The organism is Rossellomorea aquimaris (genome assembly GCF_003315075.1).
GTDB lineage: Bacteria > Bacillota > Bacilli > Bacillales > Bacillaceae_B > Rossellomorea > Rossellomorea aquimaris_C.
In genome coordinates this window covers 192,343-215,837 of record NZ_QNRJ01000005.1, presented here as the reverse complement: position 1 = coordinate 215,837, position 23,495 = coordinate 192,343, and the positions used below count along the sequence as shown (strand labels likewise).

Below are 23,495 nucleotides of genomic sequence, written 5' to 3'. Positions count from 1 at the left end.
GGGTGATACCCCTGTACCCAGGTCAGTAAATAGAGATCCGTCTCACCCAGAGACGGATTTCTTATGATACCACTCATAAAACGTACCAGCTTCCTCTTTCGACACCCCAAACAACAAACTCTCATGACTCGGATTTGCCCGATTCGAGAACATGATGGTAGCCACTCCGAATTTTCGATCTAGCCAGGCATGCTTCACAGTCACCTGCTGGATCCGGTTCCGATGGGTGACGAAGGTTTCGTTCAACCAGCCTCCCTTTCGAATTTGGACGGTTTGATTGTGGCGGGTGTAGCTTGTAAACCAGTAATCAAGGGTTCTGAGGAGGATGGATACTCCAAAGACAATGCCTGCGATCCATATCCATTCCATCTTAAAGATCCATAGGCCCACTACAGCAGCAATCGTCAAATAATAAGGTTGTAAAAGCTTCAGCCAAAGGACCTTCAGTGGGAAGCGCTCCATCTCTTCTTTGATCGGGTAGTGGGGAAGGATGGTGTGCAGCATGTCATATGCTTCACGTTTTGGCATAAAGGGATATAAAGAACTTATTTCCTCTTTTTCACTTTCTGAGGAGCCGGCACTGATCAACTTGATCGAAACCAGCCCGATTATCCTTTTCACAATGGATTGTTCCACTCTGACAGATTGTATTTTATCCTTTGAAATCGAGTAGCTGACCTCATTCCCAATCCCTTTTTCAATATAAATCCGTTCCTGGTCATCACTAATGACATAGTTTCCATACTTGATAGACGTCTTGACGTAGCCGATCAAGATAGACAGGATCATGGCTGCGAGAAAAAGGACGATCAGGATCCACACATGATCGAGCAAGTAGTGCCAGGCACTTTCTGCTGATTCTTTGATGGAAAAGAAATCGGCCAGATTGAAATAGATAGCACTCAGTAATGGGAAGATCGCCAGGAAACTGAGAGACGTGAAGGATGCTTTAATCAGGTCTTTCTTGGTTGCTTGGAAGTGTACCGTGCGTTCCGGCTTTATCCCATCTTCTGATTCATCTCTGCTTTGCTTCTGTTCGAGATAAGATAAAATTCGATCTTTCTCTCCTCGTGTGATAACGGGAAATTCAAATTTGGCATTTTCTCCACTCGTCCCTGTCTCCATGGTTAAAGAAGTTAATCCAAACCAGCGATGAATGAAGGTCGTATTGGACCTGTGGCTGTGGATGCGATCCCAGGCGACCGTTTTTTGTTTTTTAACGAACATCCCTTCTCTGAAAAGGATGGTTTTATTACTTAATTCATAGCGGTTGAAAAGCCACTTGGCAAAGATCGACAGGACAGACACCGCTGTTGCAGCCAACAGGGCGTAGCGGCCCCATATCACCCACCCGGCTGTTGAATTCGCCTTCAGGAGGAACAGGAGGATATAGAACCCGAATAGGCCCTTCGCGGTTGATACTAATTCGACGATGATAAAGGTTGGGTGATATCGTTTGGCAAAATGGGTCATGCTCCTAGTTCTCCTTCCTTTGAATCTATATCCCGAATCTTTGCGAAGGTGGCAATATCTGCTTTCAATGTCTTCGCTACATTTGCCGGTATGGCAGGTATTTTGTGACTGGAGGTCGTAGTCCCGATTTCAAGGTCATAAAGGTCATAGCGACGCATGATGGGTCCCTGTTCTGAGCGGACGTATTCAACTTTCTCCATGGGTATCAGGATATGCTGCTGCTGAAACTTCCCGAATTTCAACTGAACGAATTCCTGATCGACCTGATAGCGCCAGGTTCTTTGCAGGTAAATGGGTTCAATGAAGATAGAAATTATGGAAGAGACAATGAAAAGCCCTCCAAGAATGTAAAGGACGATCCCGATCCAGTCGTACCAATCGAATCGGTCACTGCATATCATTAGGGCTTCTATGATGAGCAGTGCTGTTGTATGTCCTATCGTGTTGGATATTCTCCACACTTTAGTGGCTTTTATTGATATGGTTTGTGTTGGTTCAGGTATGTTTATGTACATTTTTTCACCTCTGATTTAAAATACGTGTTTAATATAAGAAAAGTTTCAGAACCTGGAAAATAATAGTTGTGAAATAGGTTTCATTTTACAAAAATTGTGATATTTAATTAATAGTTCGTATTATTCATTGATAAATAATATATCGAATAGGTAAAAAGGATTACTTGCATATACTAAAAATAAACAGATTCTATCATTCTGACAAAATTTCATCCATGTTATAGTTAAAAAGATTGGAAAATTTTATAAATTAGAGTAATCAATTGAGGTGAAGGTCCTTGTCTTTATATTTTTACTTCGGGTTGTTAAGGGAAAAACGTGAGCAACTTCAAAGGCTTCAGGCGTGTCAGAGCAAACTTCAAGGCAACAAACAGGAATTTTCAAGTTATCGGGAATCCATTACAAATCCTGAATTATCTGCATTCACCTGGCAAGGGACGCTTGCAAATAAATTTGATGAAATAAGGTTTGAAGGAATGCTTCATTACTTTACAGATATTGAAAATAACCAGTTTAGTGAAGTGTTCTCTATGCTGAGCAGTAAGATGCAAACTATAAGAAGTGAAATCCAGGCGATTGAACAGACCATTCATAGGTTGGAATCTGAAGCTGAAGCAACAGTTGAATAGAAAGAAAAGTATTTAATATAGTGGGAGGTAGCTTGTATGGGTAATGAAATCAGAGTAGTGCAAGGTGAGATAGACCACCACCTTTCAAAAATTAAGTCCTCTGCAGAATCTCTTCAACCGGATGTACCTAGTCACATTGGACATGAAAATCGCCTGGAAGTGGTAACAAAATTGAACGAGTTGAACCAAAGCATGGAACAGATGGTACAGAGTTATAAAGAATTGCTTATGCGAAATGAAGAATTGACACGACAGGCTGTCCAGGATATGGCGGATGCCGATCAGGAACTGTCTTCACATATCAAAGCCAGGTAAGGAGAGAAGTTGGGATGAAAACACTGGATGTCATGTCTCTAGATTCAGGAATAGAACAAGTGCTTCGAAAGTTAACCCAGCAAAAAGAACAGATGATCGAAATTGAATCAGCCATAAATTCCTTTATTTCTCAAGATGCCTCTTTTAAAGGAAAAGGGGGTCAATCGATACGGTCTTTTTACCAGGATTCACATCAATCCTTTCTGAAGTTCTATCAGCAAATGGTGACAACATATGAATCTACCCTGAAAGCCATAAAAAATGAATTACAGGGGTTGGAGCAGGCCCAGAATGGATATATTCAGGAAAGCTTTTTGCAGAATGACTTGGAAAATGGACTAAATAGGGGAAGGGATGTGGTGATGGACTTAACAAGTGAGTCCAATGAAACGATTCAAAGTGTTCAGGATATCGTCTCCTTACCAAGATTACAAGACGGTTCCTTCCTTCAGCAGGTTCACGTTGCGAGGCAGCAAAAAGATCAAACCGTCGAAAAACTTCACCAGTTTGATCAAAGTCAATCCGCCAACCTGGAGCCAATTCAACAGGATGTCCACACGATGAACCAATACATTCACCAAATTCAAGGTCTCTTCTCCAACGGGAAAATCTCAATCGATACGTATCAGCCCAACAGCTGTTACAACCCTCAATATGATGCTGAGAGCGGGTCGACAAACCCTTATTTCGAGCTGACCAACAATCCCCGATTTGTCGAGAATGGGGTTGAAGCGGCTGATACGGTGAATGGATTGCAACCGGAATGGGATCCCACACCGACATTAGGGATCAATTTTGATCAGTGGCGAGATCAGCCGATTAATGCGGCGACGAATTTGGGTATTGCGACTGCTGCCGGGTATGGGGCTGCGAAAGGTGTGAATCTAGGCAGAAAAGGTTTTGGTGTGACGAAAAGCAGTTATACTACCGCACAGGGTAAGGATAGAGTGAGGGTAAAGGTAGATAAGCCGGAACTATACAAAATTAATAAACGAAACTATTCAGGTACGAATGCGACAAACTATACAAAGCTCTATAAATTAGTGGATCCCATGACCAGTGTAAAAGAGTCATTTAAGTGGGCTGGGAACAAAATAGGTTACATAGGCGTGGGAACAACTGTTGTTGGTGATATCGTCCACGGTGTTCAGCATAAACAGTCTGGGAGTGAGATTGCAGGAAATGTAACAGGAGATGTAGCCATAGCAGGTGCCTCTATTGCAGCATCTGCCATGGCAGGTGCCAAATTTGGAGCTATGGCAGGCGTAGCATTTGGTGGTCCGGTTGGGGTTGCTGTCGGAGCGGTTGTGGGTGCTGGAATAGGAATTCTAGTAACAACAGCTCTTTCAGATGTTAAATTTATGGATGTTGATGGTGATGGCGAGAGTGATTCAATTGGAGATGCAATAAAAAAAGGGACCACAAGTATCATTGATAAAGTTGGATCTTGGTTTTAAACTCAATTAATTCAATATGATTGGTCTTATGTTAAAAAGAGGTGTGTTTATTTGAAGAAAGCTAAAATAGATGAGATTACATTATCTTATTTAAGATTTCAGAATCCAAAAGAAAACAGGGGGAATATAATCGTTTTCTTTCTTATATTTTTGGATATCATTGGTGTCATTTTTTTATTAGGCGAACCAATGATTCCCTTGATCTTTTGGTCAGGAATCATTCCAGTCATCCTAATACACTTATGGGCTATTCCGATTATTATTGCTCCATATAAACTTGAACGGGCATACTATCTTTTTTTCGGAGTGTATGGTGTTATTAATACTTTTGTATACTTTTTAGTCATTCAAAAACTTATTTATAATACTTTTGAAGTTGAAACAATAGTACCTGCATTTATAGGGTTGGTAATCTGTGTTTCTCTACTTATAGTCTTGAATTGGATTAACATACGTTCACTGTATTCCGGTACATACTCACGACTTCAAAAAGGAGAAAAGACATTAAATCTTTCGCCAATAGCTGCTGCCTCAGGTATAGGCTACGTATTAGCCCAATTTATACTATCTTCTTTTTTTGTAGAGTCGGTGAAAACACTTATTATTATAGGGGTTTTTTCGTTACTCTCTATAGCTACAGCTTTCTTTTCAACGAGTATTCACAAATATTTCTTTATTAAAAGAAACATGGAAAAGGTAAAGCAAGTTTATCCTGAATTTGGATTACCTAAAAAGCTAAGAAAAAATACATAGAGGGGATGAAGAATGTGTTCCTAAAAAAGAAAAAAGAAGAAAACCGTTTTTGTATCGCCATTTTCACAGAAAAAGAAATGAGTGATGAAGATTATGACTACCAATCAAACAAAATCTTGGATGCAACAGAAGAAAATGTGGTGGTTGTGACTGAGATTGAACCGCAAAATGAAATGGTCGAGGAGTTAAAGAATGCTTTTCCCGACACTAAAATAGAAGTGCCAAGTTACGGCGTCTACAAGTTTGACTCTGAAAAATTAGATGAAGAAACAAAAAAGATGGAGAAGAGGAACAAGTGGAAAAAGTTCTTTAACAACATCCATCCTGATGAGTACCTTATCGTTGAACATAAAGTTATGTACGATATCAACCAGGTTTTATATTATACGACAGATATTAACAAGGTTATATCATATATTCATGAAAATAAAAAAACAGGTTAAAGGGAACACAAATGAAAAAACAGAGTGAAGTCTCAACCTTTTACCTGCGGAATTTACAATTCCCCATAGAAAACAGAAGAAACGTAATGGGATTTTTAGTAATAAGCATGGACTTCTTAGGTTTATTGCCGCTTATGAGTATTCCCTTTTTTGCCCCGTTATTTTGGGCTGCTCTTATTCCGATAATATGTATCCATATTTGGGCTCTTTTATATATAATTGCCCCTTATAAATTCGAATTACTTATACCTTGGTGTCTTTGGAATTGTAAATACGTTTGTGTATTTTCTGGTGATTCAGAAGTTCTTATATAGGCATGTTGGCGTTGAAGGTAGCAGTTATTTTGTAATAGGGATACTATTAATGGTTTTGCTACTGGTTTCAATACAAATTATTAACGCAAAAATGCTATATTCAGGTACGTATACTAAACTTCAAAATGGAGAATCAAAGTTTAATGTATCTTTAATAATAGCCGCTTCAAGTTTTGGATATATTATTGCGCAATATCTGATGTCGTATCTGGTTACTGATTCTGCCTATATGATTGCTATGATTACAGCTTACTCTGTCGCATCCATCTTACCAGCTTATTTATCGACTTATATTCATCGGTTTATATACATTCAAAACAATTATGAAAAAGTCATAAACAGTTATCCTGATTTCGGAAAACCGAAAACATCGAGGAAATTCGGTTAAGGCATTGGTTTATAAAGGGGGATTACAATTGTCGAATTGGATAGTGACCAGAAAGGACTTATATTTACTGGTAAAGATGTTAGGCGGGAAAGTACTGATAGGAATAACAAACCCATTTCCTCATTATCAAGAAGGTAAACTGGAAAAGGAATGGGAAATTATGTTCAAAAAGCTCAATAAAATGGGGCTTGTGGATTATATCCAAGGAGAATTAAAATTCGAGGGTCAATTTATCGAAGCCATGTGGGTTCTGGCAAAAAGCAATTTGGTTGCAGAAATCGTAACAGATCATCAGGAACAAAGTATTTTTTACTTTAGTGATGACCGGGTCATTGAATGCATGAAAGAAAATGAGATGAGTTATAAGGTGATTAAGCACCCAGCACCTGACCATACAATAAAACAAATCCTTCTTCCCCGAATGCTGATGGGTATCGAAAATCGTTCTGCTCGATTAAATGATCCCCTATATATACTCCCAAGTGATTATCTTCACTACTGTGAACGTCTAACCTTATTCAACCTGAACCAGGTAGCGATTAATAACAATGTGGATTCGGATAGTTTACTACTAAAGCAGTTTAATAGATCATTACAAAGAAAGATTCATACTAATCGATTAATGATGTTCTACAGAGATAAACTGGATTGGAAAATTGAAGGTGTTCATGTTCTATCATCCCCCTCTTATAATTGGACGTTAAGAATGGTGAGTAAAAACGGTATCGAGTGGTTAGAAGCTAAACAAGCAACGGGCGATAAATTAGTAAGAGAGATTGTTGGGGTGTTGGAAAGAGTAAAGGAAAATCATCTAGTGAAATAAAATTTCTCCCTTTTAGCAGGATGGAGCTTTCATTCCCTTGTACATATCAAAATTGAAGTAAAGAATAAATTTCACGAGCATGTCCATAATAACCAAATATCAGGAGGTGTGCACATGCCGAATCAAAATGATAACAAATTAAAAAAAATTCAGTCTGAAAGCTTCAAACAAGGGAAATCCCAGGAAGAATACGCTGCCGAGCTTGAAATGAACAAGATGAAAAGCCAGAAAAGAAAATAACCTTAGGACTACATAAAAGAGCCATCCCGGCATCAAGGGATGGCTCTTTCCATTATAGCGATGCTTTGATCACTTTTTTATAATATAGGACTGATAATACACCAAAGATAGAATACAACACCGTATATAACCCCATTACAATGATCATCGGCGTCCAAACCTCGGCACCGAACAGGAACCATCCGGATTGAACGGCGAAGTAACTGTGCAGCAGACCGATGAGAAGTGGGATGCCGAAGCTGAAAAGCTGCTTGGCTTGAATGCCTCTCAATAAGTCACCCTGAGTGAAGCCCAGTTTTCTTAAAATCGTATAGTTCGGTTTTTCATCTTCACTTTCGTCCATTTGCTTGAAGTACAGGATGCATCCTGATGTGATCAGGAAGGTGAGACCCAGGAACCCGACGATGAACATGATGAGTCCGATATTTTGTTTCTGTTCTGTTTTCATATCGTATTGGGAATCGTTTGCCCATCCTTCATCGAGTTTTAACTCATGAAATAGGTCGTTTGCTTTCAATATGTCCTTTTCTTGTTCAATCGTCACCCCGACGTAGAGAGAGGATTCCTTCTGTATAGCAGGATCTAAATCATTCTTCAGGCGTTTGAATACATTGTCATCCACAATCACTACAGGTGATCCCCCTGCTGTAAAATACCATGATATCGGGTATTCATCCCGCATTCCCAAGTACTTGAGCTTGGTGACCTTCGTTTTTCCTTTCAGCTCCGTCACCCCAGAATCATGTAACGGAATGACCTTTTGAAGTAAGTCGCTATAGCCTGTAAAGACCGTCTCGTCTTCTTTTACATCGACGCCTTCAACGTTTTTCTCGCTGATGACCGAGTTCGGCATGGCATCCATTGAACCGTTCAGTTCGCCAAATTCAGAGTCCGTAATGCCTTTCAGGTTGACTAACACTTCAATGACTTCGATCTCTTCCTTCTTGTATTGAATGCCATTGTCCAGTAGGGCATCTTTAAAGTGTTGGAAATCTTGTGTATTTGTAAATGAAAAATCGGTTGGAACATTATTCTGAGCTGTTTTTTCAGCAGAGTAATAGCCTATATAGCTCAGGGACAATAACGCTATCGCCAGTGCTGATACCGTCGTGATGATCGTCAGCAATAAAGCGTTCGATTTCATCCGGAACATGATGGATGAAAGGGACAGGACTTCGTTGATATTCAGATAGCCATCTTTCTTCTTGCGAATGACATTAAAGATGAAGCTCACGGATCCCTTATAAAACAGGTAGGTACCGAGAATGACCGAGCCAAGGATAAAGAGCACCGCCCCATACAGCTGTGGCATGGTCGTGAAGTCCCCGCCAAACAATTTAGAAGATACGTAATACCCCGAGGCAATCAAGATCATTCCGAAGATCCCGATGATGATCTCAAACCTGGACATTTTTTTCACTTTGGTTTCCGTCGATGAACGTACCCTGAACAGTGATAATATACTTTGCCTTTTAATAAATACGAAGTTCATCAGCATGATCAGCAGGTAAATCGCGCAGAAAATAATGATGGTCTGGATAAGTGCCTGGGTTGAGAAATGGAGTGTGGCGATTGCCTCGACTCCGGTTATTTTGAATAAGATCATGATGATCAATTTTGAGAAGGAGAATCCGATCAAGATGCCGAGTATCAATGAGCCGAAATAAAGGATGAAGTTCTCCACGCTTAAAATACGGAAGATTTTATTTTTCGTCATCCCTATTAATTGAAATAGACCAATCTCTTTACTTCTTCTCTTAATGAAGAGGGTGTTGGCATATAAAAGAAAGATCGAGACGATTGCGACAAGTAATACGGAAGCCGCACGTACGGCTGCGCCGCCTTTGATGGATCCCTTCGCTGCATCCATGGATGGATCATACTGCAGGGTCACAAAGGCGAAATAAAGCGCGACACTGAAGACCAGAGCAAATACATAAAGGTAATAATTCTTGAGGTTCTTCTTTAAATTCCTGAAGATAAGGGTATTAATGTTCATTCTGCACCCCGCCAAGCACTCCCTGGGTTTTCATGATGTCCTTGAAGAAGTGCTGTCTTTCCTGCTCGCCTTTATTTAACTGAGTATAGATCTGCCCGTCCTTAATGAAGATGACCCGGCTGCAGTAGCTCGCTGCAACAGCATCATGTGTGACCATGATGATCGTCGCTTTCAGCTTTTGATTCAGCTCACTCAGCTTATTTAAGAGATCAGATGCCGACTTTGAGTCGAGAGCACCTGTTGGCTCGTCGGCGAAAATGATACTTGGCTCATGGATGAAAGCCCGTGCGGCTGATGTCCGCTGTTTCTGGCCGCCTGAGATTTCGTTCGGATACTTATCTTTCAGTTCAAGAATCCCAAGCTCCGAAGCAAGGTCTTTGAACCTTTGGTCCGCTTCTTTTTTGGGTGTCTTGGTAATGGATAGAGGCAGAAGAATGTTCTCTTTCACCGTCAATGTGTCGAGCAGATTGTAATCCTGAAAGATAAAGCCGAGATGATTCTTTCGAAACTGTGCGAGCTGCTTCTCTTTCATCATCGTCATTTCATTACTCTCGATCTTGATCGAACCCTCACTCACTTTGTCTATGGAGGAAAGGACATTTAAGAGGGTGGTCTTTCCGGAACCCGATGCCCCCATGATACTGACGAATTCTCCCTTTTGGATCGACAGGTCGATTCCCTTTAAGACTTCCTGCTTATTGAATTTATTTCCGTAGCTTTTATGAAGTTTTGTTGCTTCTAATATGGTCATCGTGAAAAACTCCTTTGATTTGATACCCTTATTATAAAAAGCAGGAAGTTTCTTTTCCTTTTATTGTTCGAACAAAACAGAAAAGCATGTGACATTTTTGTCACACGCCGGTAAGTTGGACGAAATCATTCTTCTGGGGGAACGTGAGGGTGACCCGTGTCCCTTCTCCTTGATGGGACTTGACCTCTATGGAAATCAGCAAAGACTCCGACACTTTTTTCGTTAGATACAACCCCATGCCGGTGGAGGAGTGATCATTGTGGTGGATGGTCGAGGTGAAGCCTTTGTCAAAGATCCTCGGCAGGTCCTTGGGATCTATGCCCCTTCCAAAATCCTGGATGGTGAGGACCGCTTTCCCCCCATGCTCTTCACTTTTAATCATTATATCCGATGACGTACTGTATTTTACGGCATTGGTTAATAGCTGCCTAATCATAAAAGCCAGCCATTTTGCATCGCTCAGCACTTCAGTGACGTCCAGTTGAATGTCAAATCCGATACCTTTTTGAATGCACCAGGATTGCAGTGTTTTTATTTCCTGAAAAATAAGGCTCTCGAGATCCGTGTTCTCAATGTATAGATCATTCTCCATGAACGCCATCCGTTTCTGATGAAGCTGTTGATCCAACAGAAGGTGGATCCGTAGCCATTCGTACTTTATTGGAGCCTTTAATGGTTCGTTCTCTAAACGCTCAATCATCAAATGCATGGCAGTCAGTGGGGTTTTCACCTCATGGATCCAGGACAGGAGTTCATCCTTTTCCTGTTCGAGTACCATCCGATTTTCAGATGCTGCCTTCCTCAGAAGGTTTGCTTGCTCTGATAAACTTTCTGAAATGATCTCTTCAAATGGAGTATCGGGAGCATCCACCCCGGTGATGTTGAGATTATGATCCCATTCTTTCAGTCGTTTAAAGAAACGTGTTTCCTTCTGGTATCGAATGAAAACGAAGACGATGAAAAAGAGGAGCGATACAAACACCATATAAAGGATCGGTTGTAAGGGTATGGCCGTATCGATATAGGCGATAAAGATCAATATCAGGTGAGAAACGATAAAGAACAATATCCAGCTTTTTCTTTCCCATAAATAGGTACGGATCATGGCGAATCCTCTTCAATGGCCTGATACCCCTGGCCGACCTTGGTTTCAATGAAGCGGCCCAATTCAATTTCGTAAAGCCGCTTCCTCAGTCGGTTCACATTGACGGTCAACGTGTTATCGCTGATGAAACGTTTATCATCCCACAGGCTGTTTATTAAGTTATCCCTGCTGACGATCTTATTTTTTTGATCAATTAGAAGCTTTAAAATGTACATTTCATTCTTCGTCAATTCAATGGAACCAAGTTCATTGGATACCGTGTTACGCTCGAAATCGACGGTTGCCCCGCACCAGGTCTTGATGCTTACCTGCTCCGTGTTATAGTTATACACCCTCCGAAGTGTGGCCTGTACCTTAGCGATCAGAACATCAAAATGAAAGGGCTTCTGGATGAAGTCATCTGCCCCGAGCTGCATGGACATGACCATATCAGTCGGATGATCACGGGAGGACAGGAACAGGATCGGCACATTGGAGTGTGTGCGGATCATCCGGCACCAGTGGAAGCCATCGAACTTAGGGAGTTGAATATCAATGATCACAAGGTCCGGTTTCACCTCTGAAAACTCCTGCATCACGTGATTGAAATCAGTGATTCCATATACATCATAGGACCACTGGGAAAGCCGCTCCTTGATTTCATTAAATAGGGTTGTATCATCTTCGATTAGTAATAATTTCAATTTAGTCACCACACAATTTTGCTGTTTACATAAATTGTATAGGAAATTGAATTGGTTTGCCATATGACTGAAGAAGGGAACCGTTTTAATTAGAAATATTTAGATTATTTTAACAAAATATGGGTATTTAACTTCTAAAAGCAATTTACCAAATTGCATAGGAAAGGAATTAAACCATGAAGAAACTTCTAGGGTTTTCAGAGATAACAGCGGTTTTGTTAAGTGGATGTGGCGAAGTGCAGATTTCAATTAATAAGGACCAGGAAGTGGAGTCCAGAGAGACCGGCAGCAATAAGAAAGATAATGAGAAAGTGGAACTGATGAATGATGGGGTGGAAAGTGAAGAGGTGACGGATGCCGATAAGCAAAAGGCAATCCTTCAATTCATCAACGAGGATATTTATAAGGTGGCAGAATATGAAGTCGTCGCCTTCCAGTCACTGGCTTCGGTTTCTGGCGTCAACTTTACGGATGATCCAACCGTCTACAAGGAGCTGACCCGAAACACCATTCCAGCCTACGAGAAAGCACTGAAAGAAGCGAAGGACATTGAGGCGGAGATTCCTGAGCTTGAGGTAATGACGGACCGGATCGTGACAGCGACTCAGACCTTTTATGATGCACTCATTCTCGAAAAAAAGGCGATTGAAGATCAGGATGAAGACTTGATTAATCAATCCAACGCCAAAATTGAGGAGTACTACAAACTGGTGGAGGTCTACAATTCGGACATGAAAGTTCTTGCAGAAAAGTATGGTGTGACGTATGACCTGAATGAACCGAAACAAAATGTACAAGAATTATAAGAAACAATAAATTCTTTTACTACGTTTACTACATAAAGGAACTGACTCCTGAATAATTGGAGTCAGTTCCTTTATGTTTATAAATCCACCTTATTATAAAATTAATGAATAAGTAATTTTTAAAAAAACGGTTTATAAAAGTAAAAATAAGGATATATAGTAAGTACTTGTAACTAAATTAAATGATTTTCCAATCTGTATGCACCTTTTGCGTCTTTACAGGAGTCTATAGTATCTGTTTTCATACTTTTTACCTAATAAATAACTATGAATTTTATATCAAATGACCTGAAAACAATTATTCCTGTAGTTACAAAGTTTCCTTTTTCCTGTAAAAATTGTGTTTATATGTATGTTTATAATAGTATGATATTGGAAGTGTGGAAACAATTGTAATAAAAAGGATTTTGATGAAAGAAAACGGGTTACATAGTTTAGTAGGTTTCATGTTTCATATTTGGGTACTCTGATTTGATATAGATGATTACCACCAACAATTTCATTTAAGGGAGAGGAATTACATGTCAGGAATTATTCGTGTTACCCCAGCTGAATTGATTAGTATGTCTAACCGTTACACAAGTGAAAGCAGCCAGGTTGGAGAACAAATCTCACGACTCGATAATATGATTTCAGAATTGGAAGGTATGTGGGAAGGTGAATCAAGCCGCGCGTTTGGAGAGCAATATCAAACTTTACGCCCTTCATTCCTGCAAATGCAGCAACTGCTTGAAGACATCTCAATGCAATTGACTAGCACTGCTAAGTCTCTTGAAGATGCAGATGCCCAAATTGCCAATCAAATTCGTGGATAAGTTTATCCCCATCCATTTTAAACAAGAAGGAGCGCTTATCATTATGTGGCGCTCCTTCCTTATGAGGTGAACGCGGACAATGTATATTGAAATCACCATTGATTTAGAACGATATAATGAGAAGTGCTTTGATCTCAGGCTATCAAATTATCATACTGTAAAAAAAATGATTGATCTTGTGTGGCAGTCTCAGAAGCTTACAGCTGAGCCTAGAGAAGGCTATTGGATTCGGATTGTGAATAAAAGAGAAGTGATTCCTGGTAACACACGGTTGATTGATGCAGGAATTCATTCTGGAGATCGAATTGAAATTTTATAAAGGAGACCAATAGAATGTCACAAAAAAGTGGATCATACCTACAAGAAAAGCTGGAAGCCGTTGTACATAGAAAAGATAAAAAGATGACTTTGATCTTTCAAAAAGAAAAGATCAAGTTGGACGACATAGCGGAAATTCACTTTCTGAAGAACATTAATCCGGCCATACAAAAAGAAATCACGATGGAGAATGATGAATTATACATCGTGAATACCATACCTGACTCCTTCTCTTTTTATCCCCAATTAAAGGCGAATGAGAAGGAACGGTTGATGTCTGCCTATCAACTGGTACAAAACGTACGAAATCACACCTTGTCACGCCTGCATCCCATTATTTGCCCAGACAATATTGTGTTTGATCAAGGACTGACCCCACACCTTATCCATTATGGTGTAAAGGAGAGTCTGCCCCCATACGAAAAAGATGCGGATTTGTTGTTAAAGGAGACAAAAGCCGCCGTCGCAGCTCTTGTAGATCGGCAACATACATTCGATGATTACATGAAGTTCAGTGAGACGTTGAAATTATCGCCACTGACTAAAGATATCTTAGAAGCCGAAAGCATTGACGGTGTCGGAGAAGTGTTAAACCGCTTTATTAAAGAAGCCAAAAAGTCTGATTCACTTCTTATGACTGTTAGTAAGAAAAAGTGGAAACTAAACCGGTATGTACTGCTGGGAGTGTCATTACTCTTGATACCAGCACTTATTTATTCTATTTATTCTCTTTTCTTTATGTTTCCAAAACAGGAAAGGGTGGTAGCGGCCCAAGAGAGTTTCCTCCTTAATAAGTATAGTGATGTGGTAACAGAACTTCAGCCTTATGAGATCGATGAAATCCCGAAGGTCACTCAATATCAACTCGCACTCTCCTATATTATTAACGAATCATTAACTGAAGACCAAAAAGAGAATGTACGTAACACCGTCTCTCTACAATCGGACCCTCTTTATTATGAGTACTGGATTAATATTGGACGAGGAAAGGCTAAGGAAGCATTGGAAACAGCAAGGTTCTTAGAGGACCGGGATTTAATTCTGTTTGGACTTCTTAAGTACCGTGAGCAAGTCAAGGCAGACGGAGATCTTGATAGCGAGGAAAGACAGCAGGAATTAGATGAGATTGAAAGTGAAATAGCTGAATACGAAGAAGAAATGAAAGCTCTGGAAGAAGAGCAACAATCACAGCCAGCGGAAACAACGGAAGAACCGCAACAGACTGAAGAGAAAAAGACACCTGAACAAAAACCGGCGTCTACTGATGGAGAGAATTCCACGCCTCCAGCTGAAGCTGATGATAAGAAAGAATCCTGACTAACAAACTAACTGGGGGGGTGAGCATATGTATGCCCTGTGGATTTTTCACGATCACTACTATCAGTCGATTATGATTGAGAATGAAAAGAAAAAAATCACTTTAGGTCCACGATTGGAAGATACGATCACAATTTTGTCGTTGCCTCCGTCTGCTAAGTCCATTCAAGTAGAGCATTCCGGCGATGCTTTCAGACTATATCAAGACGGGGAAGAAGTAAGGACTCTTGAACCTGGCCGCAAAGAATCCTTGCTTGAAGGTGATAAGGAATTACAGATGATAGTCACGCCTTTTCCAATAAAGACTCAAATTTATTATGTCGGTCATAAAGTAGAAATCAGTATATCCAATGAACGATCCGATGCAACCATTTATTTTACGAAGAAGGATTCCATTCAAACGTGCCATTGGTATAAAAATGGCGATGATGAATGGGTAATGGATGCTGATGAAGCGTCTTCGCTTTATCTAAACGGACACCTGGTTACTGGGAAACAAAAGCTTAAGGTTGGAGACATTTTATTTTCTTCTTTCTTAACTATTACCCTATTAGAAGATGATTTAATCGAGATACATAGTATCGATGACTATCAAACTGAATTATTGGAATCTATACGTCCAACATCAGAAATGAAGAAGAAGTACCCTAATTATCGACGAACGCCACGAATGATTTATGACCTACCTGATGAAAAGGTTCAATTGTCATTTCCGAGTCAGGAATCGAGCGATACAAATCGCAGTTTATGGTTGATCATTCTTCCCCCATTGATGATGTTAATCGTCATGGCCATTGTAGCGCTCGTGATTCCACGTGGAATTTTCATTATTATCTCAATGGTGATGTTTACCACCACTTTAGTGACATCCACCGTTCAATTTTTTAAAGATAAGAGCAATAGAAAGAAATCCAAGGAACGAAGGAAGCGTATCTATACTCATTATTTAGAGAGCAAGAGAAAAGAACTTCAGGAGCTTGCTGAAAAGCAGTCAGATGTTCTGCAATTTCACTTTCCTGCTTATGAAAGAATGAAGTATCTTACAGAGCAGCTTTCCGATCGTCTTTGGGAAAGGACTCTTGAAAGTCCGGACTTCCTTCAGTTTAGATTAGGAAGTGGGAAAGTACCTGCAAGCTACAGTATTTCAGTGAATTCCTCCGATATGTCAAACCGTGAAATGGATGAATTATTAGAGGAGTCCCAGAAGTTAGAAGTGGTCTATCGTGAGATTGATCAATTACCTGTAACGGCTGACCTTCATAAAGGGGCCATTGGTTTGATCGGTAAGGAATCCGTCTATAAAAATGAGATTCACCAGCTAATCGGGCAATTGGCTTTCTTTCATAGTTACCATGATGTGAGATTCGTCTATATTTTCCATGAGGAAGAGTATAAAGACTGGGAGTGGATGAAGTGGTTGCCACACTTTCAATTACCTCAGTCATTTGCTAAAGGATTTATTTATAACGAGAAAACCAGGGATCAAATCCTTTCTTCCATTTACGAGGTCCTTAGGGAAAGAGATATTGAAGAGGATTCGGATAAGGTTCGTTTTTCACCGCATTACGTGTTTATCATTACAAATCACCAGTTAATTTCTGACCATGTGATTCTGCAGTACCTTGAAGGTGAGTATTCTCACTTGGGAATGTCCGTTATTTTTGCTGCAGAAGCGAAAGAGAGCTTGTCTGATAATATCCACACCCTCGTACGTTATATCAATGACAAGCAAGGGGACATACTGATTCAGAATAAAAAGGCGGTTAAGATTCCATTCGAAATGGATGAATATAAGCATGAAGGCAATGAGCAGTATGCAAGAACCTTGAAGACGCTAAATCATCAAATCGGCATGACAAACTCCATCCCTTCAAGTGTTTCCTTTCTGGACATGCTCCGGGTGAGGGATGTTGATCAGCTTCCTATTCAAGAGAACTGGCTATCCAGGGAATCTGCTAAATCGTTAGCTGTTCCCGTTGGATTGAAAGGAAAGGAAGATATTGTAGAGCTGAATTTGCATGAAAAGGCTCATGGACCCCATGGACTACTTGCCGGAACAACCGGTTCAGGGAAGAGTGAATTTCTACAAACGTACATTCTTTCTTTAGCGGTTCATTTCCACCCTCACGAAGTAGCCTTTTTATTAATTGACTACAAGGGTGGAGGAATGGCTCAGCCATTTAAGAGTATCCCACATTTATTAGGAACGATAACGAATATTGAAGGAAGTAAGAACTTCAGTACGAGAGCCCTGGCTTCCATTAAGAGTGAGTTGAAGCGCAGACAGCGATTATTCGATCGTTACGAAGTGAATCATATCAACGACTACACCCGCCTTTACAAGCAAGGCAAAACGGAGGAGCCTCTTCCTCATTTATTCTTAATATCAGATGAATTTGCTGAACTTAAGAGTGAAGAGCCTGAATTCATTAAAGAACTTGTAAGTGCAGCCCGTATCGGTCGTAGCCTGGGAGTTCATCTTATCCTGGCAACACAAAAGCCTGGAGGCGTCATTGATAATCAGATTTGGAGTAATGCCCGTTTCCGTGTGGCTCTGAAAGTTCAGAATACGGAGGACAGTCGTGAAATTCTTAAAAATGGGGATGCAGCCTCGTTGACTGTAACAGGAAGAGGATATTTACAGGTGGGAAATAATGAGGTGTATGACCTGTTTCAATCAGCCTGGAGTGGAGCTCCTTATCAGGAGGACTCCTTTGAATCAGAAGATGAAGTGGCGATTGTCACGGATTTAGGGTTGATTCCTTTATCGGAAGTATCGACAAATCCAAGCAATCAGAAGGAGTTGATCAGTGAAATTGACGCGGTGGTCGATCGAATTGAATCATTACAGGAACAAATGAATGTGAAGAAGCTTTCCAGTCCATGGCTCCCTCCACTGTCTAATCGTTTGTACCGTACATCATTTGCCCAGAGAGAGGAGAATAAGATCTTACTTTCTATGATAGATGAACCTGAGAAACAGAGTCAGACCCCGTACCATTATGAGGTGATTGAGGACGGGAATGTCGGCGTCTTTGGTTCTTCAGGATATGGGAAGACCCAGACACTTATTACCTTATTGATGGGGATGGCCAGTCAGTTCACACCCGAGGAAGTTCATTACTATCTACTCGACTTTGGAAACGGTGGCTTACTGCCTTTAAAACAGCTGCCACATACTGCAGACTACTTCCTCATCGATGAAGAACGAAAGATCGAGAAATTCATTGGTATTTTGGATGATGAATTAGCTCGCAGAAAACAGCTTTTCCAAAAGAAAGAAGTAAGCTCAATAAAGATGTATAACATGATCAGTGATGAAAAGCTTCCTCTCGTATTTGTAACCATCGACAATTTTGATCTGGTTAAAGAAGAGATGCAAGAACTTGAAACGCAAATTAATCAATTTGCAAGGGATGGACAGTCATTGGGAGTGTACATGTACTTTACAGCAACCCGCGTTAATTCTGTCCGACAATCTTTAATGAATAACCTTAAAACAAAAATCGTCCACTATTTGATGGATAGCTCAGAGGCATACACGATGCTGGGACGATTGCCTTTTACCCCGGAAGCCATTCCAGGTAGAGCGATTGTTAAGAAAGATACTGCTTTCTTTTCTCAAGTATTCCTTCCAACAGAAGGCAAGGACGATTATGAGCAGATGAACCTTTTAAAAGAAGAAATTCTGTTATTAAAAGAAAAGTATAAGGGATCAATGTCACCGGACCCGGTGCCTATGCTTCCGACAGAGTTGACGATGGTCAACTTTACCCAGTATACAGATTCAGGCAGGAAAGACGGACTGCTACCGGTCGGCTTAGACGAAGAATTGGTTAAGCCGGTGTATGTAAACTTCAAGAAGACGAAGCATTTCCTGGTATTGGGACAAGCTCAAAAAGGAAAAACGAACGTCCTGAAGGTTTTAGCCAATACAGCGTTATTGCAGGATAGTGAACATATAGCGATATTCGATTCCATTGACAGGGGATTATCGAATTTGATGAAGGAAGAAAAAGTGGTCTACATGGAGAACAAAGACCATATCGCAATGTGGCTTAACCGGGTGGAAGAAGTGTTTAGTATTAGAGAAGAGCAATATAATCTATCTATTCAAAAGGGGAGTCCCCTTCCATCATTCTCTCCTGTTATGCTAATGGTCGATGGTTATGCAAGGTTTCTACAAAATCTGGATCCAATGCTTCAAGACAGAATCGTTAAATGCATGAAAAATTATAGCCATTTAGGCTTCTGTGTGATTGTTTCCGGAAACAATAGTGAATTAACTAAGGGTTATGATGTTTTAACAGTTGAACTGAAGCAGATTCGACAAGCTCTTGTGTTAATGAAGAAATCTGAACAAACCTTGTTCACGCTCAGCTATGATCGAAGAGAGCCAGAAATCCAACCAGGGTTTGGTTATTATGTAGAAAACGGTAAAGAAACAAAAATTCAAATACCACTTATGGTAACGGAAAGGAAAGTACACGCATGACAGAGAAAGTAAGTCTATTTAAACTTATATTAGCGGTCATGATGATTCTTGCCACTCCTCTTCTATTCTTCCGTTCAGTTGGTGAAAATCCTCTGAAAGTGAAAGAAAACGCTACTCAGGCCATTGCCATTGTAAATGAAGACGCAGGAACAGAAGTGGATGGAGAGCCTCTGGCATTTGGGGGCGACGTGACGTCGATACTTGAAGATCAATCGACATTTGAATGGACGGTTGTAGGCAGAAGTGCAGGAGAAAACGGTCTTCAGAGTTCTAAATATGATGCCGTTGTCTATATTCCTTCCGACTTCTCCGATAAAGTCATGACGTATGATGAAGAAAGACCGGAAAAAACAAATTTAAATTATAAGGTACAAACGCAACTAAATGCTGTAAACAAGGAAAAGGTCCTTTTGGAAATTGAAAAGGCCACAAAAAGGGTCAATCATAAGATGTCCTCTCTTTATTGGAATTACGTATCAGCAGACATGGAAAATATCCGTGCTGAATTTGATGAAATTTTGCAAAAAGAGCAGGCTTTCCAGGAAACGATGTTATCATTCTACAAACCTAGCTCAAAAGATCTGGCCGGCCAAATTCAACAACAGACGTCTATGCTATCTAATCTGCAAAACTCGATTCAGCAGGCATATAGCCGGACTCCGCAGCAGCAAAACACGCTGGAATCCTTTGAACAAAGCCTTTCCAGTTTTGTTGAATATGTGAATCAATATAGAGAATATCAGGATAATCAAAAGCAATTACTCGCCGATATTCAAGCTCAATCCGTACAGATGATCAATGAATCAACTAAAAATCAGCAGCCGCGCTATTTAAAGTCCAAATCACTATTCTCGGAACAAAGTGATGCCTTAACGACAGGTTTGACTCAGTTGAATAGCAATATGGATACGAATCAAGAGGTATTTGCTGACTTACAGCAGCGAAGGTTTGAAGAAGTGGGGAGACAAGTAGAAGACTTCTATTCCTTTCAGGAAAGAGTGTTGAATTTCTATCAGCAATTACAGGACACTACGACGTTAAATAACCTGCAAGGAAGTATTTTTGAACTCAACAACAAGCTGGCTGAAGGGGATGGTGAGATCTTTAATCCACCTGCTCCTCCTGAGATCCCTGAGCCTCCTAAAGACGGAGACGAACCTGGGCCTCAACAGGTCGTCATTTCCTCCCAGGAAGGTGAGCACGAGCCGGGGGAACCAAGCGATCCTCCTCCTGCACCACCGAATTTAGACTCGGAAATAAATGAACTGACAGCCATTTCGACAGAAATCGATGCGTTGAAGGAAACACTGACCAATTTAACAGAACCAACACCTGAAGCTATAACGGCAGCTGTCAACAATATTCAAACAATAAATGATCGCATCCTGCAGGTTCGAACTCAGCTGCAAGGAAAAAATAATAGCACAGAAAACCCTCTTCAGGCTGAAGTGGATAGACTGTTGGGAGAAGTTTCAAGACTTCTTGAAGATAATCAGACATTAATTGATAAAATCGATGAATTGACCAAACAGGTTGAAACTCTTACCACCGAAAATCAAGAACTGAGAGATCAGATAACGACATTGACTGAGACGAATGAAGCTCTGATAAATCAATTGGAGATGTTTTCTGACAATGTTTCCAATATCGTCGCCGAGATCGAGGATAAAGAAAGCTCCATCCTGAACTCAGCCGCTTTATCTGAAAATAGGAGAAACACCCTATATGGCTATTTTTCTCGCGGGATTAATAACTATAAACTTATGGATCTACTACAATATTACTCTTACTTAGATCGGTATGAAGCGACTCTTAATGGTATGTTAACGGAGAATGGAGTGAAAGCGACCGTTCTTCAGGATGAAGGTCTGAAAAATGAGGTAAATGAGATTTTGAAAGTGAGTCAGACTGAACAAGCGGAGTGGGAACAATTAAATACAGGGATGCCGAATACTGAGGATGCCCTAAACACACTTCAAGACTCCTTCACCGTCTTTGCGGCAGAATACAATCAAACCCTTGATGACCAGCAATCACAGCTTACAGAGAGCCTGAGTGCGATTAATCAAGAAGCGACAAACGTATTAAATCGAATACAACAGCCGGAGCAAGCGGCTCCAACGCCTGTCTCAGGGACAGCCGGACCGGATTTAGTAGGGAACCACAAGCAAATCGGAAGTGAAATCAAGTCTATCCATTCCTTCCTGGATACTGTGAGTGAAAGCCAAAATACAATCGTATCCTATACCAATGAGCTTCAATCGAATGTATCGAATGTTCAAAGTGATGCAGATACACTGAATAATAAGTGGGCAACGAATGTAGCTTCCACTCAATTAATTCGTGATGATGTGTTTAGCGTACTGGGGAATGCGTTTGTTGACGGGCAATCCAATGGATATGTGTATGATTTCTTGACGAATCCTCTTAAGGTAAACGGAGATGTTCCTGAAGAAAAGAAAGCAAGTGCCCTGCCACCAGTGGTGATTCTGTTTATTATCTTGTTATCCAGCCTACTAATTGGATACACAAGTTATTACTTCCAAAACGCTCCACTTTGGATACAAGGGGTGATATTCCTACTATTAAATCTCATTGTAGGATTTGTTATTAGCCTTTATGGATTGGATATTTATCCGCTAGTTGAATCCCGTTCAGTTGAATGGACCATCTTTACCATTCTCCTTTTATTAGCTGGTTCAGGACTCATTCGAGTTGCTTTTGTCACACATCGATTGTTAGGATGGTTTGTTTCAGTGGGAATCATTGCCCTGTTTGTAACACCATTACTGGCATTAACAACGCCTAATTTTAATTTCAAGGATCCAATGTCCACCGTTTATATGTCGATTCAATATGGATCAGACTCATTATTCAATCAAGCGGTTATGGTATTAGGGTTAGTCGTTATTGCATTAACAGTTGCACAGGTTTTATTGGATAAACGCTCTAATCGAATCAAAGATGAGGGAACGGAAGCGTATGAGGGGTAAAGTACTGGTTCAGCTGGCCCTGTTTGTCAGCATGATCATGTTGTTTTCCCCAACTATTCTGGCCACTAGCGACATCAATGAATTAAACCCGAACGACTATCAGGAAAATAAATTCAAAAAGAATAGTGACCTCATCCATGACCAATCATCAACAAATCAAAAGGTCCAAATTCCTGAAGAACAGAAAAACCTGACATTTGAAGGGAATTCAAGTAACGGGTTAAGCGAATTGAAAGAAAAGATATTTCAAAGTGAAGAAAAAGATACAAATACGATAAAAGCAAAAGCTGAAAACCTGAAACTGTTTAGTCAATCCGAATCAGCAAGGTTAGGGAGTCTTGAAGAAGGAAGTTCATCTTCTTCTTCCCTATCTCTTTTGATTGCTGTATTTGTAGGGATTTGTATATTACTTCTCATTGTTGTTATTGTCATTTGGAATAGAACGACTCAAGGTAAGCAAAGCTTAGGTAAATAACAAGAAGGGGGTCTTTCTGAATTTAGGGACCCTCTCTCTTCTACTATCTGTTTACGTAATGTGAACCTTTATGGGGTATATATAAATAGGGTGATTGCCAAAACATATAACTTCGAAGACGCTCAGGAGGCTTTTCAGCACGTCGAAACAGGCAGGATCAAGTGTATGTGGCTGAACAGGTAAAGAAGCCCAAATAAAGCAATCTAACGAAATTGAGAGCTAACTAAGGTAAAATCATCTGTTTTGATCCATGGTTGGCTAGGAAAATCCTTAAAGAATATTGAATTCGTTAAATATCATAGAACCTCCATTAAATACAGGAATTTCTTTTCATAGGAGCAGTCTCATATTAATGGGCTGCTCTTTTCTTATGGAAATTTGTTATTGA

Annotated in this window: 20 protein-coding genes; 14 read left to right on the top strand and 6 right to left on the bottom strand. The window is 40.3% G+C overall.

Annotated features, from left to right (window positions below):
- Positions 1-42 precede the first annotated feature (42 nt).
- Positions 43-1,473 carry a PH domain-containing protein gene (locus DET59_RS09065; protein ID WP_113969361.1) on the bottom strand — a complete coding sequence of 477 codons (1,431 nt, stop codon included), beginning with the start codon at positions 1,471-1,473 and terminating at the stop codon, positions 43-45.
- Positions 1,470-1,988 carry a PH domain-containing protein gene (locus tag DET59_RS09060; RefSeq protein ID WP_113969360.1) on the bottom strand — a complete coding sequence of 173 codons (519 nt, stop codon included), beginning with the start codon at positions 1,986-1,988 and terminating at the stop codon, positions 1,470-1,472. The genes DET59_RS09065 and DET59_RS09060 overlap by 4 nt, the downstream gene beginning before the upstream one ends.
- A 278-nt stretch (positions 1,989-2,266) precedes the next feature.
- Here DET59_RS09060 and DET59_RS09055 point away from each other — a divergent pair, with 278 nt between their 5' ends.
- The 7 genes from DET59_RS09055 (at position 2,267) to DET59_RS22025 (ending at position 7,350) form a co-directional block, all read left to right on the top strand.
- Positions 2,267-2,617 carry a YwqH-like family protein gene (locus DET59_RS09055; RefSeq protein ID WP_113969359.1) on the top strand — a complete coding sequence of 117 codons (351 nt, stop codon included), beginning with the start codon at positions 2,267-2,269 and terminating at the stop codon, positions 2,615-2,617.
- Positions 2,618-2,653: 36 nt separating this feature from the next.
- A complete protein-coding gene (locus DET59_RS09050; RefSeq protein ID WP_113969358.1) occupies positions 2,654-2,932 on the top strand; it encodes a YwqI/YxiC family protein in 279 nt (92 codons plus the stop codon).
- 14 nt (positions 2,933-2,946) lie between these two features.
- Positions 2,947-4,389: a ribonuclease YeeF family protein gene (locus tag DET59_RS09045; RefSeq protein WP_113969357.1), complete on the top strand. Its 1,443-nt coding sequence runs from the start codon at positions 2,947-2,949 to the stop codon at positions 4,387-4,389.
- Positions 4,390-4,440: 51 nt separating this feature from the next.
- Positions 4,441-5,142 carry a hypothetical protein gene (locus DET59_RS09040; protein ID WP_113969356.1) on the top strand — a complete coding sequence of 234 codons (702 nt, stop codon included), beginning with the start codon at positions 4,441-4,443 and terminating at the stop codon, positions 5,140-5,142.
- A 14-nt stretch (positions 5,143-5,156) separates the two neighbouring features.
- Complete coding sequence (locus DET59_RS09035; RefSeq protein ID WP_181778100.1) at positions 5,157-5,585, top strand: hypothetical protein; 429 nt, start codon at positions 5,157-5,159, stop codon at positions 5,583-5,585.
- 730 nt (positions 5,586-6,315) lie between these two features.
- Positions 6,316-7,110 (top strand): hypothetical protein, encoded by a 795-nt coding sequence (locus DET59_RS09020; RefSeq protein ID WP_113969352.1) that lies wholly within the window; start codon positions 6,316-6,318, stop codon positions 7,108-7,110.
- Between the two features lie 114 nt (positions 7,111-7,224).
- Complete coding sequence (locus DET59_RS22025; protein WP_258549627.1) at positions 7,225-7,350, top strand: hypothetical protein; 126 nt, start codon at positions 7,225-7,227, stop codon at positions 7,348-7,350.
- A 52-nt stretch (positions 7,351-7,402) separates the two neighbouring features.
- Here the strand turns inward: DET59_RS22025 and DET59_RS09015 are convergent, their stop codons facing one another.
- The 4 genes from DET59_RS09015 to DET59_RS09000 all read right to left on the bottom strand — a co-directional run bounded on the left by DET59_RS09015 (position 7,403) and on the right by DET59_RS09000 (position 11,888).
- Positions 7,403-9,349 carry an FtsX-like permease family protein gene (locus DET59_RS09015; RefSeq protein WP_113969351.1) on the bottom strand — a complete coding sequence of 649 codons (1,947 nt, stop codon included), beginning with the start codon at positions 9,347-9,349 and terminating at the stop codon, positions 7,403-7,405.
- Entirely contained in the window at positions 9,339-10,100 is a 762-nt protein-coding gene (locus DET59_RS09010) for an ABC transporter ATP-binding protein (RefSeq protein ID WP_113969350.1), read from the bottom strand. The genes DET59_RS09015 and DET59_RS09010 overlap by 11 nt, the downstream gene beginning before the upstream one ends.
- A 100-nt stretch (positions 10,101-10,200) precedes the next feature.
- Positions 10,201-11,205 (bottom strand): sensor histidine kinase, encoded by a 1,005-nt coding sequence (locus tag DET59_RS09005; RefSeq protein ID WP_113969349.1) that lies wholly within the window; start codon positions 11,203-11,205, stop codon positions 10,201-10,203.
- Positions 11,202-11,888, bottom strand: coding sequence for a response regulator transcription factor (locus tag DET59_RS09000; protein ID WP_258549626.1), 687 nt, complete (start codon positions 11,886-11,888; stop codon positions 11,202-11,204). Before DET59_RS09000 ends, DET59_RS09005 begins: the two co-directional genes overlap by 4 nt.
- A gap of 176 nt (positions 11,889-12,064) precedes the next feature.
- Here DET59_RS09000 and DET59_RS08995 point away from each other — a divergent pair, with 176 nt between their 5' ends.
- From DET59_RS08995 to essA, 7 genes are all read left to right on the top strand, one after another.
- Positions 12,065-12,694: a hypothetical protein gene (locus tag DET59_RS08995; RefSeq protein ID WP_113969347.1), complete on the top strand. Its 630-nt coding sequence runs from the start codon at positions 12,065-12,067 to the stop codon at positions 12,692-12,694.
- 521 nt (positions 12,695-13,215) lie between these two features.
- Positions 13,216-13,509, top strand: coding sequence for a WXG100 family type VII secretion target (locus DET59_RS08990; protein ID WP_034764875.1), 294 nt, complete (start codon positions 13,216-13,218; stop codon positions 13,507-13,509).
- 79 nt (positions 13,510-13,588) lie between these two features.
- Positions 13,589-13,828 (top strand): ESX secretion system protein YukD, encoded by a 240-nt coding sequence (yukD, locus tag DET59_RS08985; protein ID WP_113969346.1) that lies wholly within the window; start codon positions 13,589-13,591, stop codon positions 13,826-13,828.
- A gap of 14 nt (positions 13,829-13,842) precedes the next feature.
- Complete coding sequence (gene essB / locus DET59_RS08980; protein WP_113969345.1) at positions 13,843-15,144, top strand: type VII secretion protein EssB; 1,302 nt, start codon at positions 13,843-13,845, stop codon at positions 15,142-15,144.
- Positions 15,145-15,172: 28 nt separating this feature from the next.
- Entirely contained in the window at positions 15,173-19,639 is a 4,467-nt protein-coding gene (gene essC / locus DET59_RS08975) for a type VII secretion protein EssC (protein WP_113969344.1), read from the top strand.
- A complete protein-coding gene (gene esaA, locus DET59_RS08970) occupies positions 19,636-22,632 on the top strand; it encodes a type VII secretion protein EsaA (RefSeq protein ID WP_113969343.1) in 2,997 nt (998 codons plus the stop codon). Before essC ends, esaA begins: the two co-directional genes overlap by 4 nt.
- The gene (gene essA, locus DET59_RS08965; protein WP_181778099.1) at positions 22,622-23,107 is read left to right on the top strand and encodes a type VII secretion protein EssA; all 486 of its coding nucleotides are present in this window, start codon (positions 22,622-22,624) and stop codon (positions 23,105-23,107) included. The genes esaA and essA overlap by 11 nt, the downstream gene beginning before the upstream one ends.
- The last annotated feature ends 388 nt before the right edge of the window (positions 23,108-23,495 follow it).

Bases quoted from the DNA above. Each gene is read 5' to 3' on its own strand.
- yukD (WP_113969346.1), top strand. From the start codon at position 13,589: ATGTATATTGAAATCACCATTGATTTAGAACGATATAATGAGAAGTGC.
- DET59_RS09005 (WP_113969349.1), bottom strand. From the start codon at position 11,205: ATGATCCGTACCTATTTATGGGAAAGAAAAAGCTGGATATTGTTCTTT.
- esaA (WP_113969343.1), top strand. From the start codon at position 19,636: ATGACAGAGAAAGTAAGTCTATTTAAACTTATATTAGCGGTCATGATG.
- DET59_RS09015 (WP_113969351.1), bottom strand. From the start codon at position 9,349: ATGAACATTAATACCCTTATCTTCAGGAATTTAAAGAAGAACCTCAAG.
- DET59_RS08995 (WP_113969347.1), top strand. From the start codon at position 12,065: ATGAAGAAACTTCTAGGGTTTTCAGAGATAACAGCGGTTTTGTTAAGT.
- essB (WP_113969345.1), top strand. From the start codon at position 13,843: ATGTCACAAAAAAGTGGATCATACCTACAAGAAAAGCTGGAAGCCGTT.
- DET59_RS09065 (WP_113969361.1), bottom strand. From the start codon at position 1,473: ATGACCCATTTTGCCAAACGATATCACCCAACCTTTATCATCGTCGAA.
- essC (WP_113969344.1), top strand. From the start codon at position 15,173: ATGTATGCCCTGTGGATTTTTCACGATCACTACTATCAGTCGATTATG.
- DET59_RS09050 (WP_113969358.1), top strand. From the start codon at position 2,654: ATGGGTAATGAAATCAGAGTAGTGCAAGGTGAGATAGACCACCACCTT.
- DET59_RS09060 (WP_113969360.1), bottom strand. From the start codon at position 1,988: ATGTACATAAACATACCTGAACCAACACAAACCATATCAATAAAAGCC.
- DET59_RS08990 (WP_034764875.1), top strand. From the start codon at position 13,216: ATGTCAGGAATTATTCGTGTTACCCCAGCTGAATTGATTAGTATGTCT.
- essA (WP_181778099.1), top strand. From the start codon at position 22,622: ATGAGGGGTAAAGTACTGGTTCAGCTGGCCCTGTTTGTCAGCATGATC.
- DET59_RS22025 (WP_258549627.1), top strand. From the start codon at position 7,225: ATGCCGAATCAAAATGATAACAAATTAAAAAAAATTCAGTCTGAAAGC.
- DET59_RS09045 (WP_113969357.1), top strand. From the start codon at position 2,947: ATGAAAACACTGGATGTCATGTCTCTAGATTCAGGAATAGAACAAGTG.
- DET59_RS09010 (WP_113969350.1), bottom strand. From the start codon at position 10,100: ATGACCATATTAGAAGCAACAAAACTTCATAAAAGCTACGGAAATAAA.